A 17,016-nucleotide genomic window follows, 5' to 3' on the forward strand; every position below is an offset into this window, starting at 1 on the left:
TTGTTTGCTCTAGGCTAAGCGTGTGTCTATTTTTTAGCTTTAATTGCTGTGACCTTAAAATCAATTCCTTCATAGAAATCTCCGGTATCTCCAGGCAGCACGTTAATGCTCAGAACATCTTTAGCAAGCGTAATTTCTTCACTGCCTAAGTAATTTATTGTTAGGTTATATTTTCCTGGCTTTAAGTCCTGTAAAACAAAAAAACCGTCATACTCAGGGCTTACGCTACTATAGTAATTACCATTTTTTTCCACAACTATCTCAACATAACTAAAAAATTTTTTACTTATGCTAGCGGCTATTTCTGGTAAATAAATAGATCCCATAACCAAGGATAAGGGGACAAGTCCGACAGATAGTTTTTTACCAGATGCGGGGATCAGCTCGATAACTTCAGCACTATCCGCTCTTAGTGTTGGATCAACCATAATACCAGAATAATCATAATGCAGCTTGTTACTGCGATAGGGTGATATGTTGCTGAGATAAAAACTGCCCGCGTGGTCGGTTTTTACTTTATTTTTACCTATGGCAACACCGACACCCACAACCGGCTCTTCATCGATATCTTTTTCCCCATTGGCATTTTTATCAACAAAAATGCTGCCTTCGAGATAACCATTATCTGGATATTTGGCGTGATTGGTTAGAAAGGGTTTTTTCATATTGATCACGGTTTCATAACTCGCTCTGACCTTGTGCGGCTGAGCTCTGTTACTATCATAACCCGTGTCTATCTTGAAAAAATCGTTAAATTTATATTCAAAAGTTATGCCGAGGGTAAAATGATCACTTTTGTTATAATTTACCTCAACACTATAGGCAAAGTTTGTCTGCTGATTTAGTCTTTTCCTTAGCCTAGCGATATATTGCCATTTAGCCTCACGGCGCTGGTTATAGTTAGCATCAACATTATAGGTAAAATCTCCTTCATTATAATCAAATCCTATTTTGACTGTGTGGTTATGTTGTTGCTCGCTCTGTTTTTGTACCGTTTTGCCCAGATCTGCTTTAATGCGCAGTGCTTTGTTAACATCATAACTTACGCCGGTGTTATATATACTTTCGCTACGGTCTTGATATGTTTTATTTGAAAACCTAAAAAAATAATCACTTCGGCCATAATTGCCACTAATCTCGACTTGTTGATAACGGTCTTTGTTTTCATCTTGCGCCAATAGGTGACTAAAACGCTCATAGCTATAGAATAATTTATGGGAAAAAATTTCACTGCTCAATTCGCCAATATAGCCCTGACTTGGGTCTGCAAGTGAGTCATAATAAGACAGGTTAGCCACTAAGGGGACAAATAAAGTTGAAAAACGGTATGCTAGTTTATGCTTAGCATATTGATAGAGCGTGTCTTCATTGCGGGTATTATAATAGTCAAAGTAATAACTGAGGTTATTGCTTACACCGTAGGCAATCCCATAGGTTCGATCATCCCAAGCCTTATTTTCTGCTTGTGGATTTTGCCCATAGAAAAAGTTGTAGTCCCACTCTCCCGCGCTTAAAAAGTCATTACCCTGCATTATATTGACAATTTCTTCTGTTAGTAAGACACCATTTCGGTCGAATATCTTTATTGTAAAGGCATCGTTTTTACTTCTCATTTCTAGGGTAAATTCATACTCGACTCCCTCGATACGCTGATAGTCAGCGACCTTACCATTTTGATAAATTTCAACCATGGCGTTGGTGGCTGCTCTTCCTCTAATGGTGACGTTTTGTCCGGAACGCGTCACGGTATAATCGTTGTCACTAATGGATAAGCCACGAATGTTGCTATTGTAGCCCAGCAGGTTATTGCCACGGATATAATTGTCTCCAATAATGAGCGTTTTATCCTGTAAAATATAAGGATATTTTAGGCTAATATTAGCGAGATTTTTATTGGGATAAAGGCTATGCCTGATATTAAAATCACCATAAAGCAGCTGTGCACTATACTCAAGGTCAACATTTCCCTTGTTTTGCTCTGCCCCATTTTTGAAGTAGCTACTTATATCATTAATGTCATAGCGCAGCTTAAGCATACCAAAATCGATGAGCTTTCTGTCCTCTTGCATAAAGAAGTCTTTTTCTGGTGTGGCAGACTGACTGTTTTTCTCTTCTTCTATACCTCGCTTTCTTCTTTGTGCCGCAATCCGGTAGTCTAGGGGTAGGCTAAAATCGGGTGATATTACTAAAGTGTAACTTTTTGCCCGCCACTGAACCGCCTTAATAGGCAGCAGCTCACTGATCCCCTGAGGGTCCAAATAGATCTGGCCATCTATGATGATGGTGTTTAGATTAGTAAGCTTTTTTGTTATATACCTTGCTTTGCTATCTGGAAAGAGACTAGCTGCCATAAAGAGTTTTATGTTTTCACCTTCAATGGACAATTTGCTATATTCGCGCAATTCACTAAAGGCTATAAAATCCTTGATTGCAATATAAATGCCGCCATCATAATCACTTTTGACCTCGTAGAACTCTTGCTTTAGGTAGCGACCAACTTTGAGGGTGATCATATCGTCAAAATACTCATCCTGTGTATTGGCGAAAGTGGGATGAATAAAAAGCAAGCTGTATAGCATGAGGAAAACTGGACTGATTAAGCCTGTGGGCACTTTTTGAATCGCCGAAAAAAACATGACTAGGCTATCAGGCAATTTAAGCAACATTTTTAGGCCGCTAAAAGGTATGTAAGCTGCAAAAGCGCAGGTGTTAAAAGGCATAAAATGTAGTAATTAAAAGCGCTAGCGTCGTAGAGTGACTTTTGCAAGGAAGATCGCTTATAGGTTATTAAAAAAAATGCTTTGATTTAAACAACGGTTACTTGGAGTCTCGCTAGGCTAATATATTCAGTGCTTTTAGTGAATTTAAAAGACTTAATCATCATCAAGATAGTTAACTTGGTATTTAATTCTTTTGCTATGTTTACCGCTGATATTTTTTTCTCCCAGCAGTGAAAAACCAATTGTAAATTCGCCTTCGCCATATTTATTTAAAGTAATGATTTTTTGTTTAGGCTGCAGGTTTTCAATCCTGACACCTGGGGTAAGATACACGACCCCATTGGTTTTGATCTGCAATTTCACCTGTTTATTGGCTTTGCCTTCAACGCTGATAAGTACACCCTCTTCAGGATAAACCTTCAGTCTGCTGCCTTTATAAAGATAGAGGTCTTGCAATTGGGCATTTTTTACGCCGACAATCTCTAGTGAAAAAACCGAAGGTGTATAGATAAGCACTAATAAAAATAAAAACTTGTTCATTGCTTGGTAACCAAGTTAAAAAAGGCAACTATTAAGTTGCCTGAATAATGATTAAGTTTATGATTAAGCTTTAGTCACAGTTGTATCTGCGATAGCATCATAATTTACTGCAATGGTAATAACTTCACTAACATCAGCATCGGTCACCTTACCAGTATCTAGGCCAACATTAAAAGTAAGAGCTTTCGATGTACCTGTATCGCCAAAAGTTACTGTTGAACCGGTCGTATCACCAGTTAAAAGAGCCAAGTCACCATCACTTGTAACTGAGTAAGTAAATGTTTCATCAGCTTCACCGACGACTGTAGCAACAACCGCTTCAGTTGAAATCTCTGAGTCAGTGAAAACATCGCCAAAGTCGATTGTTGTTGTATCTAACGCGACTGAAATGGGTGTTACATAATGAGCAATAACAGATAATGTATCGCTTTCTTTACCATCTAAGGTATCAGAAGTATTCGCAGCCATTGCTGTTGAAGAGAAGGCTAGTATTGATGTTGCTAATAATAATTTTTTCATTTTTATCTCACTTGTGTTGCTTTGATGATGAATAAACGGCCTTTTTTCTTAAAGGCAGCCTATTCGGGGATGTCGTTGTAGGCCACCAATACCCTAATTGTTGCAGACAAATCGCTGCTCATATCACGGGTACTCAGGTCTACATAAAATTCATGGGCTTGGTCAGCCCCGTTTGCTGTTGCTACATAAGTCATGGTATTTGTTGTATAGCCGGTGTTGGCCGTACGCGACACTTGTAAAACATTACTGTTGTCGTCATTACTTATTTTGACGCTATAGTCATAGCCACTCTCGGCATTTACCGTAAAATCAACCACTACACTGTCCACCTCGCTATCACGGTACACATCGCCAAAATCAATACTTGTGACAGCAAGCGAAAGCGATATTTTTTTAACCGCCTCACCATTGATATAAAAAGACCCTTCTTCAGCGGCCAAGTAGCTTGAAAAAAGTAATAATATTACAGCGAGTTTACGCACTTTTAGCGCAGTTAAAGAACAAAGCTAAATGCTTTAGAAAAATCAATTTTGTCATTGGCAAAAACAATTTCTACATAATCAGTATCTGTCTTCATCGCTATCGATTGATTGAGCTTAACCAGGTGCTCGCGATAGAAACCTTTTTTAAAATTTTCTTCTTTGATCAAGGTTTTATTTTGGTAAAATTTCACAGCAATATTAAGAGGATAAGAATAATTACCCTCATTTTTAAGCTCGCCTTGTAATTGATAACCTTGATCAGCTTTTATCATCCGTACATTTTTAAAATCCATGCCAGTGTTAAGCTCACCTTTTCTGGCATAGTAGGGGACTCCTATGTTCATCAACATGGTAACTTGACCAGCATTTTTTCGTGGTGGCAGCTCTTTAAATACCAGTAGCGCAACATATTCTCCGTCAGCTAAGTCTGCTTTTATTCTGGGCGCTATCCTTACTTGGATCTGACCTTTAGGTGGTATCAATACTATTTTGGGATAAGCGACCAATTGATCGCCCAAGTAATACTTGGCTTTAGCCCATGGCGGCTTTTCAAAGTCGACCCTAACTCGAACAGGCTTGTTGCTTTGATTGATTAGGGTAGTGTCTTGCGTGACCGGTTGGTCCAGATCTACCCCAAAACTTGTTTGGGTGACCGTAAAGGCACTAAAGCTGCTAATGGAATAAGTGCAAAGTAGTAGTGCAATAATCCCTGGTAAGTAATTTTTCATATGAATCAAATAATTCCTGCTACATTTTTATCTTTAACGAATTTTACAAAATTCAGGCAAAAAAAATGGCCTTCATAAAGAAGACCATAGGTAAAAAAATAGCTCAGGAAACAAAAGTGTTTATTCACTCTCGGCAACTGGCTACCATTTTACAGGCCCTTTAGCTTTGCGTCCCTAAGTTTCCCTAGGTTTGCGATTTATTCATTTTATAAATATTACAACGAAATTATATAACCCTAGTAGAAAGCGATTATCTGATAATGACTTGTGTTAATTCTTTTGTACTGTTCAATAGTTAAGCTTTAATTAAGCTTTGCTATATTTGTGACGCACGATATCACAAATACGGCGGATAGATATTATTATAAAATTTATAATAATATCTATCCGCCGTATTTGTTTGGTGGTAGTAATCAGTTCCGAGTAATGGGGGGGTAAGTTAACGCTAGCTAATCATTAATGATATTCAGGCAGTTTAAACATTTGTATTGTACAAGCTCAGTTTATAGCGTCGTTATCGAACCGTTAGTGCTGGTCAACTGATAAAATAGGCAAGAAAAAAGATCAAGACAAAAAGTGTCAGATCAGAAAAATAAGCGTTCATCCTGAAATTATTTTAAGTAATACCAATTGATAGCCTGGCGAAGCTAACGTTAGAAAAATACACCAGCGGCTGAGTAATTAAGTTAAAAAGAGGTAAAAATACCTTTTACTAAATTTATGGGCAACTTAGAGTCAAAGATAATTATAAATTTTATAATTATCTTTGACTTACATTCAAGTCGGCAAATGTGACACAATAGTATTACACAGTTTTATGTGATTTTATCGCAAACCCAGAGAAATCTTGGGACGCAAAGCTAAAGGGCCTGTAAAATGGTAGCCAGTTGCCAGAAGTGAATCAACACTTCCTGTCCACTCGAGCTTTTTTACCAATGGTCTTCTTTATGAAGACCATTTTTTTTGCCTGAATTTTATCTTGATTTAAATAATAGCGGAATATGGCGTCAATTAAATCGCACCATAAAACTGTTTATGTCTATATCTTTGCATCATTAAAGTTATAGATATATAGATATATAGATATAAAGATATAAAGATAAAAGGTACTGCTTATCTATTTTTCAATAGGTTGAAAATTGAACCTATTATATTTACTGGGTTATCGCATAGCGGCGAATAGCATAGCCACAGAATTAGAACAAATCCTTTAAATCAATGATGATTTAATTTAGTAATTAGTATTTGAAAATACGCTAGAGGAATTAATGGAATTAACAAATTTTTATAATGCAGATAATGCAGATAATGCATGTAGTGATTATTGCTCAAAATGTAAATGTCCGAACTTATCAAGCTTTTCGCCTGAATTTTCATTCGATTACAATAATCAGATAGTTAGTTTTAAAGGTGAAAGAGCTAAGCTTTCAAAGAGAGCATTTAGATTACTTTGTGCTTTTATAAGGTTTAAAGATATTCCACTCAGTGTCAAATTTTTACATGACTATGGCTGGCCTGATCAATTAGTGGTTAAAAATAACTTAGCGGTGACCATCTCTGAAATGAGAATCAACCTTAGACACACTAACTTAACAATCGAGAATATTAGAGGCTTTGGCTATTTATTAAGCTCAGTTGTTCATGAAGGTGAGGATGTCAGGGTTTCAGCTTATGGATAAGCCTCAATTAATTACGTTCGATTCTTGTGTCTGGGGGAAAGTGATTATTCAGCCCCGTACAGAATTAATTATGACGACATTAGAACACTGCAACCATGCCGAGTGGCTCTGTAGTATCACAAGTCAGGCTAATAATATTCCCGCTGATGTGTTTTTCCGATATTTAACTGAGGCTGAGCAGTTAAAATTATTTAAAGTAATTCTAACTAATTTAATGAGTGATCCAAAATATAGGAGCTACACCATTAGTTTAAATACACCGATACAGGTGATAAAAAACTTTGATGAATGCCTTCCTATTTTGGATAATAATAAAGAACAATATGTTGCTATTGAGATACTAGAACACGACATACAACAATTGGGTCACTTAGAGTTAGTGATGCTTGATAAGATAAATAAGCGTCCAAATGTCAGCTTATGGCTTGATGACTTTGGAAAAAATCAATCAAATTTTGATATTCTCCTGTCTAAAAAAATTGCTTTCAGTACCATTAAAGTGTCAAAAGAACTTTTTTGGGGACTAATGGCATCAGATGTTTTATTTTTAAAAAGCTTACTCATTTTTCTAAGTAAAAACCACCAAGTGGTAGTCGAGGGGGTGGAGTCAGAAGAACAAGCCAGTTTTCTTTCCCAATTTAGTCAGATAAAAATGCAAGGCTATTTGTTCCCAACTATTAAACATTTTGCCTATGAATAATGCAGCAATAGAAAGGGTTATGAATGAGTTGGTCTTAATAACACCACAGAAAAAAAATAATAACCTTGAACTCAATGTGTTATTAATCAAAAATTTACTCAGAAGAGATCATTTATTTGAAAGAAATAATACTAATCATTTAATGACTTTAGAACCTTGCATTACCATAATAAAAATACTGGTGGATGAAATTAACTTAAAAGACAAAAGTGATAGTGATATTAATGTTTGTATTGAGTTAACAAACGAAGAAAAAGTTTTTTTAAGCTCAATTTTCTAAAGTATAAAAAAACCGCATAAATGCGGTTTTTTATTTGTTGATGGCTTATTAACTTATATGGTCGGTAAAGGCAAATACTCTATTTTATTTTTCAACTAAGGGTGAGAGCGTAACTTTAAGGTTGATGTCTCTGCATCATAAATCAGCACACGTTGGTAAGCTGGCAATAAGTAACTTTCAGCGCTAGCGTCCGCTATAACCTCTGACCAAAGTTCTATTTGAGCTGGGTTATATTTACTATAAGTAATACCTAAGGTTGGATCAAAACGATAAAAGTAACTGTTGTTACCGCTATCTGTGGTGCTGTTAAAAGTTTGCACATTAGCCATGCCTTGAAGTCGGCCGTTGTCAGTGTAGGTAGTGCCGTCAAAACTTGCCCATTCGCTGGTGCTATTAGCGCTATAAATCGTCTCACCGTTATGACTCATGGCAAAGCTGGATAAGTTCGTAAAGGCTGCATTGATGTAGGCGGGCTGATTTATCACTGATATTGTTTTATTGGCATAGGCGTTATAACTTAGCGCAAAGCGTTCAAGTGAGGTACTTGCTTGCTTGTAGGCCATAAATATATCTGCACTATTGGCGTGGGCAATGGTTGAAACGAAATAGGCATTGTCTTGAAGCCAATATTGGCGCGTTAAATCTAGGTCGGCGTACTCCAGTGTTTGTGTGATAACAAGGGGTATTCCAGCGATTATCTTTATCATCACAGGGCGGTATTCTATGGTGATCTTGTCACTATTTATTTGGCTAAACTGATAACTGTTTAAGTCAAATTGATAATGATTAATCCGCGTTTGTTCAAGCTCGTTTTCATCTAAATAAGTTTCGCTATTTGATGCTAACAACATTGAGCCGTCAGGATGGATGACTAAGTGGGTTAAATCGACATCGACTAATGGTGACCTTGTGGTGTTAATTAACGCGCCAGAAATAACGTGATAAGTACTGAGTTTATCGTCTTGAGCAATATAAATATAAGGCCGCATTGGGTCTAGTACCAGGCCTGAGGTATTAAAGCTGATATTACTAATATCAAGGTCATTGGCATCATTGACACCTTTATTGAAGGTGACGTTAATGCGCCCAAATAACGCGGTGTCTGCGGTAGTTGGTGATAAAGTTATTACCGCACTATGAACACCGTCAGTGGCTATGTTGGCGGGTGTGCCCGTGATAGTCAGTGTGTTGTTGGTACCGTCAGTTGATAACGATAACCAGCTAACGTCAGTAGTGGCTTGCCAAGCGATATTAGTTTCGCTGTTGGTTAAAATATCAAGGGTATGTACTAGTGTTTGTTCGGTGGCTAAACTATTAAAAGCCAGTGCCGGGTAGTTACTACTTAACCTTATGGCATCAGTAGCCAGATCAACCGTAATCACTTTTTTGGTGCCACTAGCGGGGTCGTATATCGAGATACTGGCGGTCATTAAGCCCCAACCGGTAATTAAACTAGTATCGATATCAATTAATATTCTCTCGCCATTGTCATCACTCTGCGGTGTTAGTATCAGCCAAGGTGCAGTGGCTGTTGCTTGCCAATTCGCAGAAATAGTTGACAGTGTCAGTGTTTGTGTTGCTATGGCGCTGTCGCCAAAAGTTGTACTAAAGGCGAGTGTTTCAGCCGAGCTTGAAATTTGGCTTAAAGTGATAACATTTATGCTGTCAGCACTGCTTGATGTCAACACGGCACGGCTATCACCATTGGCAATTAACATTTTGGCTGGTTGATTTTCACCTAGTTCAATACTGTTAGCAAGGGTTTGTTGCTCGTTATAAATATCGATTTTAAAACCAACCTCCGAGTCAAATCTAACATAGTAAGGGCGATCATTAGCACTATGCGCAAGCGCTAAATTAGTAATAGCTTCATTGGTATTTAACAGGCCATTGTCGATAAAGGTTGTACCATCAAAACTTATCCATTCACTTGTTGGGCTAATCGCGTAAATGTTTTGCTCATCGGCGGTAACATAGAAATCGTTAATTTGCTGGTTTTCACCTAATAGTTCAGGTCGATAACTGTGGCTTATTTCTGTGGTGATGGGGTTGCGGCCAAAATCATTCACGTTGACATTTAAGCGCTTTATCGACATTAAATCATCGCTGGTGCTTACGTCTAAGGCGAATAGGGTTTGATTTTGTTCGGCAACGTTAAAAGCTCTGGCAAAAAAGGCGTTAGGGCTGTCGAAGCCAACACGCATTAGGCTTTGGTCGGCAAATTCTAAAAGTGTGGTTGCCACAAAATAGCGACCATTAAGACGAATAAATTTTACCGGTTCGTTGGTAATATCAACATCGGTTAACTCAACAACGCTCATGTCACTGAGATTGATTTGATATCTATGTATGCTGGTTACACTGGTGTTTTCATCAATGACGTTAGTTTCGACCGCTTTTGCTAACATCATGCTAGCGTCAGGATGAATAATTAGCTGTTCTAATAAAGTATCTGCTGGCGCTATAACGGTTGTGGATAATATTTCATTAGTATAAAGGTGATAGCTGCGTAGCTCATTGTTGGTGGCAACATAATACTGTGGCAGTAAAGGATTAGTCACTACACCGTCAGTATTAGCGACAATATTGAGTGAGTTATTTTCACTGAGTAAGTCAGATTTATAAAAACTCACTTGAATAGTTTCTGCCGTCGCTGTGGTTTGTTCATTGCCACTCAGGGTGATCTCAGCGATCGTGGTTGCGTTATTCGTTAAGGCCGTGCTGTCGGCAACCAGTGTTAATTCATTAGTGTCGGCGTTAGGCGTTAGGGTTAACCACGCCGCGTCAGTCGTTGCTTGCCAGCCCCAAGGCAAAATACTATTTGAATTAATGTTAAGCGTAGTTTGGCTGTTACTAATATTAGCGGTTTTTGCTAGGGCCACTGTTGCTCTGTCAGCAAATAAATGAATGTTGTCTAAGCTCAATTCAACGGGATACTCTGTTGTGCCTAGCGGGCTGGTTATACCTATGGTTGCGGGATAAAACCCTGCAGTACTAAAGTGACTCACATCAGGGGTGGCGGTAATGGTTGTTACACCATCAAGAAAACTTTTTTCAAGGCTAAGCCAAGGCACTGAACTGGCTAAGGTTAAATTATCTGCGCTTGAGCTCAGTGCAATTTTTTTCGAGGCAATAGCGTTAACACCGTAAGTATCATCGTAGGTAAGGGCCTGCCAAATTAGTAATGAAATATTAATATCGGCATGGGCTAAATTTGTTGTTGCCGTATCGCCACTGGATAATCTTAGGGTTGTAGCGTAAAGGTTTGCTGGGATTATATCAGCGCTAACCACATCAATATGAATAGTAGCAGAGGTAGCGGTTAGATTGGCAATGCGATAATTTAACCAGGCTACAGGCACTGCGGTAGGAGCGAAGCCGAGTAATAAGCCATCACCATCAAAGCTAACATCAAGGGCAATGGTATGGTTTTGTGCTTGTAAAAATTCATGGGTAAATGCGACCGATGAAACTGATGCGCTAATGTTGAATGTTGGTGTTGTATCATTTGCACCACCACATGCCTGTAAAAATAGTAAGCTAAATAAAATAATTACTATTAAACGCATGTTTTTTATTTGTCCCTTCATACATGTCCTTATTTTTATTGATCGCTAGCACTTAGCTCTTATTTGTGACTGAATGTCACTCAATTTTGGCTCATTCATTATGTAAATTGCTGCACGTTTATTTTGCTTTATTATTAACAGGATGTAAAATTTATTAATATAATGTGAATTTAATTGGTGTTGTGTAGGTTAGTCATCATTGATGATTTTTACTTTTTACTGACTTAACTAGGGTATAAGCAGTATTCTTTATCTGTTTATCTGTTTATCTGTTTGTCTGTTTGTCTGTTTATTCTCAGTGAAGTATTTGCCAATAAAAAATTGGCTTAAATCATTCCTTTGAAAGACAGCCACTGATCTGCTGTCTTACAGAAAAAGCGCAGATAAAAATTCAATGAAATAGTTACAGCAAAAAATCAACTTTTTAACGTATAATTTTGCTGAAATAACGCTATTTTTAAATTAGTTAATTACAGATTCTTATCTAAGTAAAGGTTGCTTCGGTGCTTTTTTTAGCTGTATAAGTAGCTTAAGGCTAAAGTTAGCGCCACATAAACGTGACTTGGAAAAAAGATGTTAATGGTCAATTTGTAGATAAATCACCAAGTAATGATTAAATAGATTGGTATCTTCAAGCAGAGCTTGCGTATAATAAGCCCATTGGTGCGTCCCTAATAACAGATCAAAAAGATAAAGCCAAAAGAGTGCGCTTTATGCAACAAGGTGGTTTCTCAACAGATTAAACCATGACACTATTAAACGCTTAAACAGATATATTCTTCGAAAATTAGGAAATTTAAATGATTGAAACTAGTGCCCAGTTGCGTCAGGCATTTTTAGATTTTTATGCATCTAAGCAACATCAAATTATTGCGAGTAGCTCGCTTATTCCTGGTAACGATGCGACTTTATTATTCACTAATGCTGGCATGGTGCCATTTAAAGATGTATTTCTTGGCGATGATATTCGCAGTTATACTCGAGCCACGTCAGCACAGCGCTGTGTTCGTGCTGGTGGCAAGCATAATGATCTAGAAAATGTTGGTTACACCGCACGTCATCATACTTTTTTTGAAATGATGGGTAACTTTAGCTTTGGTGATTACTTCAAAGAAGAAGCGATAAATTATTCTTGGGAATTTTTAACCAGAGTATTAGGATTACCAAAAGAAAAATTGCTGGTAACTGTTTATGAAAGTGATGTTGAAGCATACGACTATTGGTTAACAGTTATTGGTGTGCCAGCAGAGAAAATTATTCGTATTGGTGATAAATCAGTTGATAAACCCTATGAGTCAGACAATTTTTGGTCTATGGGTGATACCGGCCCATGTGGGCCTTGTTCAGAAATTTTTTATGATCACGGAGAAGATATTTTTGGTGGTCCTCCAGGTTCTGCAGATGAAGATGGCGATCGCTTTATCGAAATTTGGAATTTAGTTTTCATGCAATACAACCGTCAAGCCGACGGTACCATGGGTAATTTGCCTAAACCGTCAATAGATACTGGTATGGGTTTAGAGCGTATTTCAGCGATAATGCAAGGTGTGCATAGCAATTATGAAATCGATATTTTCCAAGGCTTAATTCGTGATACCGCTACATTACTTGAATGTAATGATTTAGCACATAAATCACTACGTGTGATTGCCGATCATATTCGTTCATGTAGCTTCTTAATCACTGATGGTGTTATGCCGTCAAATGAGGGCCGTGGCTATGTATTACGTCGTATAATTCGCCGGGCTATTCGCCATGGCCACAAGTTAGAAGCTAAATCGTTTTTCTTCCATAAAATAGTCGCCTCACTTGCTGAGCAAATGGGCGAAGCTTATCCTGAACTTGTACAGCAACAGGCCATTATTGAGAAAATTTTACTCAGAGAAGAAGAGCAATTTGGTCGCACGTTAGACCGAGGCATGGCGCTGTTAGAAGATACGTTATCAGCACTTAAAGGCGACACTATCGCTGGCGATGACGTTTTTAAACTCTACGACACCTATGGTTTTCCTGCTGATTTAACGGCTGATATTGCCCGAGAACGAAACTTAAACATTGATCTTGACGGTTTTAACATCGCCATGGCTGAACAACGTGCTCGCGCTCAAAAAGCTAGCCAATTTGGCACAGACTACAACGACACCCTTAAGTCAGAACATCGGACTGATTTTAAAGGTTATACCCGCCATGAAATGTCTTCTACTGTGGTTGAACTCTTTAACAATGAAGCCTCAGTTGCCGAATTAAGTGCGGGTGAAGCCGGTATTGTAGTGCTTGATAAAACTCCTTTTTATGCTGAGTCAGGTGGACAGGTTGGTGATAGCGGCATATTACAGTTTGATAATGGCATATTTGAAGTTTCTGATACCTTTAAATTAGGCCATGCCTTTGCACACAAAGGTATTGCCCGTGACACTATTGGTTTAAACAGTCGTGTTAAAGCGCAAATTAATAGCGAACGTCGAGCCGCTATTGTTAAAAACCACACAGCTACACATATATTACACGCCAGTCTTCGCACCGTATTAGGCGATCACGTTACACAAAAAGGCTCATTATGTGATGCAGAAAAACTCCGTTTTGATTTTTCTCATTTTGACGCATTAACCCGTGAAGAGCTAACAACTATTGAACGTATGGTGAATGAGCAAATTAGAAGTAATTTAGCGCGCGAAACCAATTTAATGCAAATTGACCAAGCGAAAGAAAAAGGCGCGATGGCATTATTTGGCGAAAAGTACGACGATGAAGTGCGAGTGGTCACCTTAGGTGGCTTTTCTACTGAACTTTGTGGCGGTGTGCATGTTGACCGAACTGGTGATATTGGCTTATTTAAAATTGTCTCTGAATCAGGCATTGCTGCCGGTGTTCGTCGAATAGAAGCGCTAACAGGTGAGGCCGCGTTAAACTACTTTGCCGCACAAGAACAAACGTTAAGTACTATTGCTGCCTTGGTTAAAACTGACCCAGTGAATGTGGCCAGTAAAGTTGAGCAAGTGATATTACGTAACAAAGAGCTTGAAAAAGAAGTAGCACAATTTAAGCAAAAACTTGCCAGTCAAGCCGGTGCTGATTTAGTCAGCCAAGCTATTGACGTTAATGGCGTGAAAACCCTCGTTGCTAATTTAGCAGGCGTCGAGGCTAAATCATTGCGTGGCATGGTTGATGACCTGAAAAATAAAATGGGCTCAGGCATTATTTTACTAGGTACAACCAGTGACGATAAAGTGAGCTTAATTGCTGGTGTCACCAAAGATCTTGTTGGCCAAGTAAAATCTGGCGAACTCGTTAATATTGCCGCGCAAGAAGTCGGTGGTAAAGGTGGCGGACGTCCTGATATGGCTCAAGCCGGAGGTAGCCAACCAGAGAATATTGAAGCAGCCTTAAAAGTAGCACAAAGCTGGTTAAAGGATAAGTTGAGCTAATATCTAGGTAGGTAAGTAGATAAATTAATTTAAGGGGCTTTTAGCCCCTTTTTTTATCTATCAGGAGTACATAGATTCACAATAGCGTATAAATAGCATGTACGTTATATTTAGAGGGTATAACCATTCCTAGCCATAAATTGCTCAAGGGCACTAATATATCTTAGTATGTCGATGCACAGGAGCTTTTGTGACAGGAACATCAATCAAAACCATGGCAATATTTTTTGCCACTGAACTAACTTAATGCACTTGGTATAAATAATAATTTACAATCAGCTCGAATTTTTTATCCGCCTTTAAGGTCTTTTGTTAACAGGGTGTGATTATCATGTTGTTATTAATATTTTTTTGATGATAAATTACAAAAACTTACTTATAAAGTGTTTATTGTTTCATGAAGGTTGTTAATATGAACAGTAATTGCTGCAATTGCATTCTGCTATTGTTCTGCAAGTTTTTTGTTAAATATTGAAAATTCGATATGGTTAATAGAATCGTCAATGTTTGATAAGTACTCTAGATGCTTATTGTGAACATTAGTGCACTTTTGCAAATAGTAGACTAAATTTAATTTGTTACTAGCTTATATATATTTAGTGGATCTCGTTTTTAAACATAAAGGAAATTAAGATGTTAATATTAACTCGCCGAGTTGGTGAAACGTTGATGATCGGAGACGATGTCACAGTGACAGTGTTGGGTGTTAAAGGTAACCAAGTACGTATTGGTGTTAACGCCCCAAAGGAAGTGTCGGTTCATCGTGAAGAAATATATATGAGAATACAATCTGAAAAAGGTGAGGGTGAAGCCTCAGGTAATGAAATCTAATTACTTTCTCATAATTAAAGCCGACATCAGTCGGCTTTTTTGATCCAGCAATAAAATTAGGTAGCCCATTTTAGCGCATTTTTCGTTAGTTAACGTTTGAAAAATGACCGTGTTGTTTGAATTGTCACCAAACAGTCAATAAATAGGAATAAATGCGGGAAAAAGTTTGACTTATTTTTATAATCCCTTATGATTCGCCCCATTGGAGAGGTGGCCGAGTGGCCGAAGGCGCTCCCCTGCTAAGGGAGTATCCGGTTTGTAGCCGGATCGAGGGTTCGAATCCCTCCCTCTCCGCCAATTTTTTAGATTGGAATCGTAGGAACAACGATAGTTAAATAGTTCATTGCGAGTAGTTATAATATTTACTAGGTTGTCTACCTAAGGAAATATTGTTTAGCTCGCTATCTCTTGAACTAGAGATATAAATAACAGGTTTGATTTGAGGACGCGTAGCTCAGCTGGATAGAGTACCTGGCTACGAACCAGGCGGTCGCAGGTTCGACTCCTGCCGCGTCCGCCACTTTTCTTTAAGTGGCTAAATAATAAAGACTAGCAAATATTAACGCTAGTTAAAAAATAAATATTATATAAATTGGTCATCTCCTAAACATGAGATATAAAAAAACAGTTTATTGCGGACGCGTAGCTCAGCTGGATAGAGTACCTGGCTACGAACCAGGCGGTCGCAGGTTCGACTCCTGCCGCGTCCGCCACATTGAAAAAACCAGTCTGATGACTGGTTTTTTTTCGCCCCGACATTTTGTTTTTATTTTTGTGGGGCAGCAGCAATGTGCTCATTATGAGTAACGTGCACTATCTCTTAAGCTAGAGATATAAATAACAGGTTTGATTTGAGGGTGCGTAGCTCAGTTGGATAGGTTATCTAATGTTAATGGCTACGAATACTTATTATGCGCAAAGTTCGTTATCTCCTGAACATGAGATATAAAAAAACAGTTTATTGAGGACGCGTAGCTCAGCTGGATAGAGTACCTGGCTACGAACCAGGCGGTCGCAGGTTCGACTCCTGCCGCGTCCGCCACTTTTCTTTAAGTGGCTAAATAATAAAGATTAGCAAATATTAACGCTAGTTAAAAAATAAATATTGTGTAAGTTGGTCATCTCCTAAACATGAGATATAAAAAAACAGTTTATTGCGGACGCGTAGCTCAGCTGGATAGAGTACCTGGCTACGAACCAGGCGGTCGCAGGTTCGACTCCTGCCGCGTCCGCCACATTAAAAAAACCAGTCTGATGACTGGTTTTTTTTCGCCTGAATTTTTTGCCAACCACTTATCTGCGATAACTTTCCCAATAAGCTTTTTCCCCACTAGAATCATCGCAACTTGATGAATTACATGTTTATTTTTAATGATTAAATGAAGATTGCTGCATCATAAAATTTATTAGGTAAGTAACGACTGATTAAATTTTATGCCTTGTATTTAGCCATTTTCTGGATGAAAAAGTAGAGCACTTAATTAGTCAAGCGGGTATTAGTGAGCTAAGTACAGTAAATATTAAATTTTGCATAAGCAAAGTT

General features: G+C 38.1%; 11 protein-coding genes, 5 tRNA genes and 2 riboswitches. Of the genes, 10 read left to right on the top strand and 6 right to left on the bottom strand.

Annotated features, from left to right (window positions below; genetic code table 11):
• Window positions 1–26: 26 nt before the first annotated feature.
• The 5 genes from H4J46_RS11330 to H4J46_RS11350 form a co-directional block, all read right to left on the bottom strand.
• Window positions 27–2,666 carry a hypothetical protein gene (locus H4J46_RS11330; protein ID WP_259365802.1) on the bottom strand — a complete coding sequence of 880 codons (2,640 nt, stop codon included), beginning with the start codon at window positions 2,664–2,666 and terminating at the stop codon, window positions 27–29.
• 207 nt (window positions 2,667–2,873) lie between these two features.
• Window positions 2,874–3,260 carry a hypothetical protein gene (locus H4J46_RS11335; RefSeq protein WP_182233593.1) on the bottom strand — a complete coding sequence of 129 codons (387 nt, stop codon included), beginning with the start codon at window positions 3,258–3,260 and terminating at the stop codon, window positions 2,874–2,876.
• A 63-nt stretch (window positions 3,261–3,323) separates the two neighbouring features.
• Window positions 3,324–3,779, bottom strand: a complete 456-nt coding sequence (locus H4J46_RS11340) for a hypothetical protein (protein WP_182233594.1) — start codon at window positions 3,777–3,779, stop codon at window positions 3,324–3,326.
• A gap of 59 nt (window positions 3,780–3,838) precedes the next feature.
• Window positions 3,839–4,261, bottom strand: coding sequence for a hypothetical protein (locus tag H4J46_RS11345; protein WP_182233595.1), 423 nt, complete (start codon window positions 4,259–4,261; stop codon window positions 3,839–3,841).
• 11 nt (window positions 4,262–4,272) lie between these two features.
• Window positions 4,273–4,989, bottom strand: a complete 717-nt coding sequence (locus tag H4J46_RS11350) for a fimbria/pilus periplasmic chaperone (RefSeq protein ID WP_182233596.1) — start codon at window positions 4,987–4,989, stop codon at window positions 4,273–4,275.
• A gap of 129 nt (window positions 4,990–5,118) precedes the next feature.
• Window positions 5,119–5,194: riboswitch (cyclic di-GMP riboswitch) on the bottom strand.
• Window positions 5,195–5,808: 614 nt separating this feature from the next.
• A riboswitch (cyclic di-GMP riboswitch) is annotated at window positions 5,809–5,884 on the top strand.
• A gap of 373 nt (window positions 5,885–6,257) precedes the next feature.
• On the opposite strand from H4J46_RS11350, the gene H4J46_RS11355 reads away from it, so the two are divergent.
• The 3 genes from H4J46_RS11355 to H4J46_RS11365 are packed head-to-tail and all read left to right on the top strand — an operon-like array spanning window position 6,258 to window position 7,648.
• Window positions 6,258–6,668, top strand: coding sequence for a helix-turn-helix domain-containing protein (locus tag H4J46_RS11355; protein ID WP_182233597.1), 411 nt, complete (start codon window positions 6,258–6,260; stop codon window positions 6,666–6,668).
• Complete coding sequence (locus tag H4J46_RS11360) at window positions 6,661–7,368, top strand: EAL domain-containing protein (RefSeq protein ID WP_182233598.1); 708 nt, start codon at window positions 6,661–6,663, stop codon at window positions 7,366–7,368. Before H4J46_RS11355 ends, H4J46_RS11360 begins: the two co-directional genes overlap by 8 nt.
• Entirely contained in the window at window positions 7,361–7,648 is a 288-nt protein-coding gene (locus tag H4J46_RS11365) for a hypothetical protein (RefSeq protein ID WP_182233599.1), read from the top strand. Before H4J46_RS11360 ends, H4J46_RS11365 begins: the two co-directional genes overlap by 8 nt.
• 95 nt (window positions 7,649–7,743) lie before the next feature.
• Here H4J46_RS11365 and H4J46_RS11370 read toward each other — a convergent pair whose 3' ends face one another.
• A complete protein-coding gene (locus H4J46_RS11370) occupies window positions 7,744–11,238 on the bottom strand; it encodes a hypothetical protein (RefSeq protein WP_182233600.1) in 3,495 nt (1,164 codons plus the stop codon).
• A gap of 779 nt (window positions 11,239–12,017) precedes the next feature.
• Between H4J46_RS11370 and alaS the strand changes: the two genes are divergently transcribed.
• The 7 genes from alaS (at window position 12,018) to H4J46_RS11405 (ending at window position 16,708) form a co-directional block, all read left to right on the top strand.
• Window positions 12,018–14,642, top strand: coding sequence for an alanine--tRNA ligase (gene alaS, locus H4J46_RS11375; RefSeq protein WP_182233601.1), 2,625 nt, complete (start codon window positions 12,018–12,020; stop codon window positions 14,640–14,642).
• Window positions 14,643–15,275: 633 nt separating this feature from the next.
• Window positions 15,276–15,473, top strand: a complete 198-nt coding sequence (gene csrA / locus H4J46_RS11380) for a carbon storage regulator CsrA (protein WP_085304221.1) — start codon at window positions 15,276–15,278, stop codon at window positions 15,471–15,473.
• Window positions 15,474–15,677: 204 nt separating this feature from the next.
• Window positions 15,678–15,770, top strand: a tRNA-Ser gene (locus tag H4J46_RS11385).
• Window positions 15,771–15,916: 146 nt separating this feature from the next.
• Window positions 15,917–15,993 (top strand) — tRNA-Arg (locus tag H4J46_RS11390).
• Window positions 15,994–16,109: 116 nt separating this feature from the next.
• A tRNA-Arg gene (locus H4J46_RS11395) sits at window positions 16,110–16,186 on the top strand.
• 252 nt (window positions 16,187–16,438) lie between these two features.
• Window positions 16,439–16,515: transfer RNA gene (locus H4J46_RS11400), tRNA-Arg, on the top strand.
• Between the two features lie 116 nt (window positions 16,516–16,631).
• Window positions 16,632–16,708, top strand: a tRNA-Arg gene (locus tag H4J46_RS11405).
• The last annotated feature ends 308 nt before the right edge of the window (window positions 16,709–17,016 follow it).

Source organism: Colwellia sp. MB02u-6, assembly GCF_014077095.1.
Lineage (GTDB): Bacteria > Pseudomonadota > Gammaproteobacteria > Enterobacterales > Alteromonadaceae > Cognaticolwellia.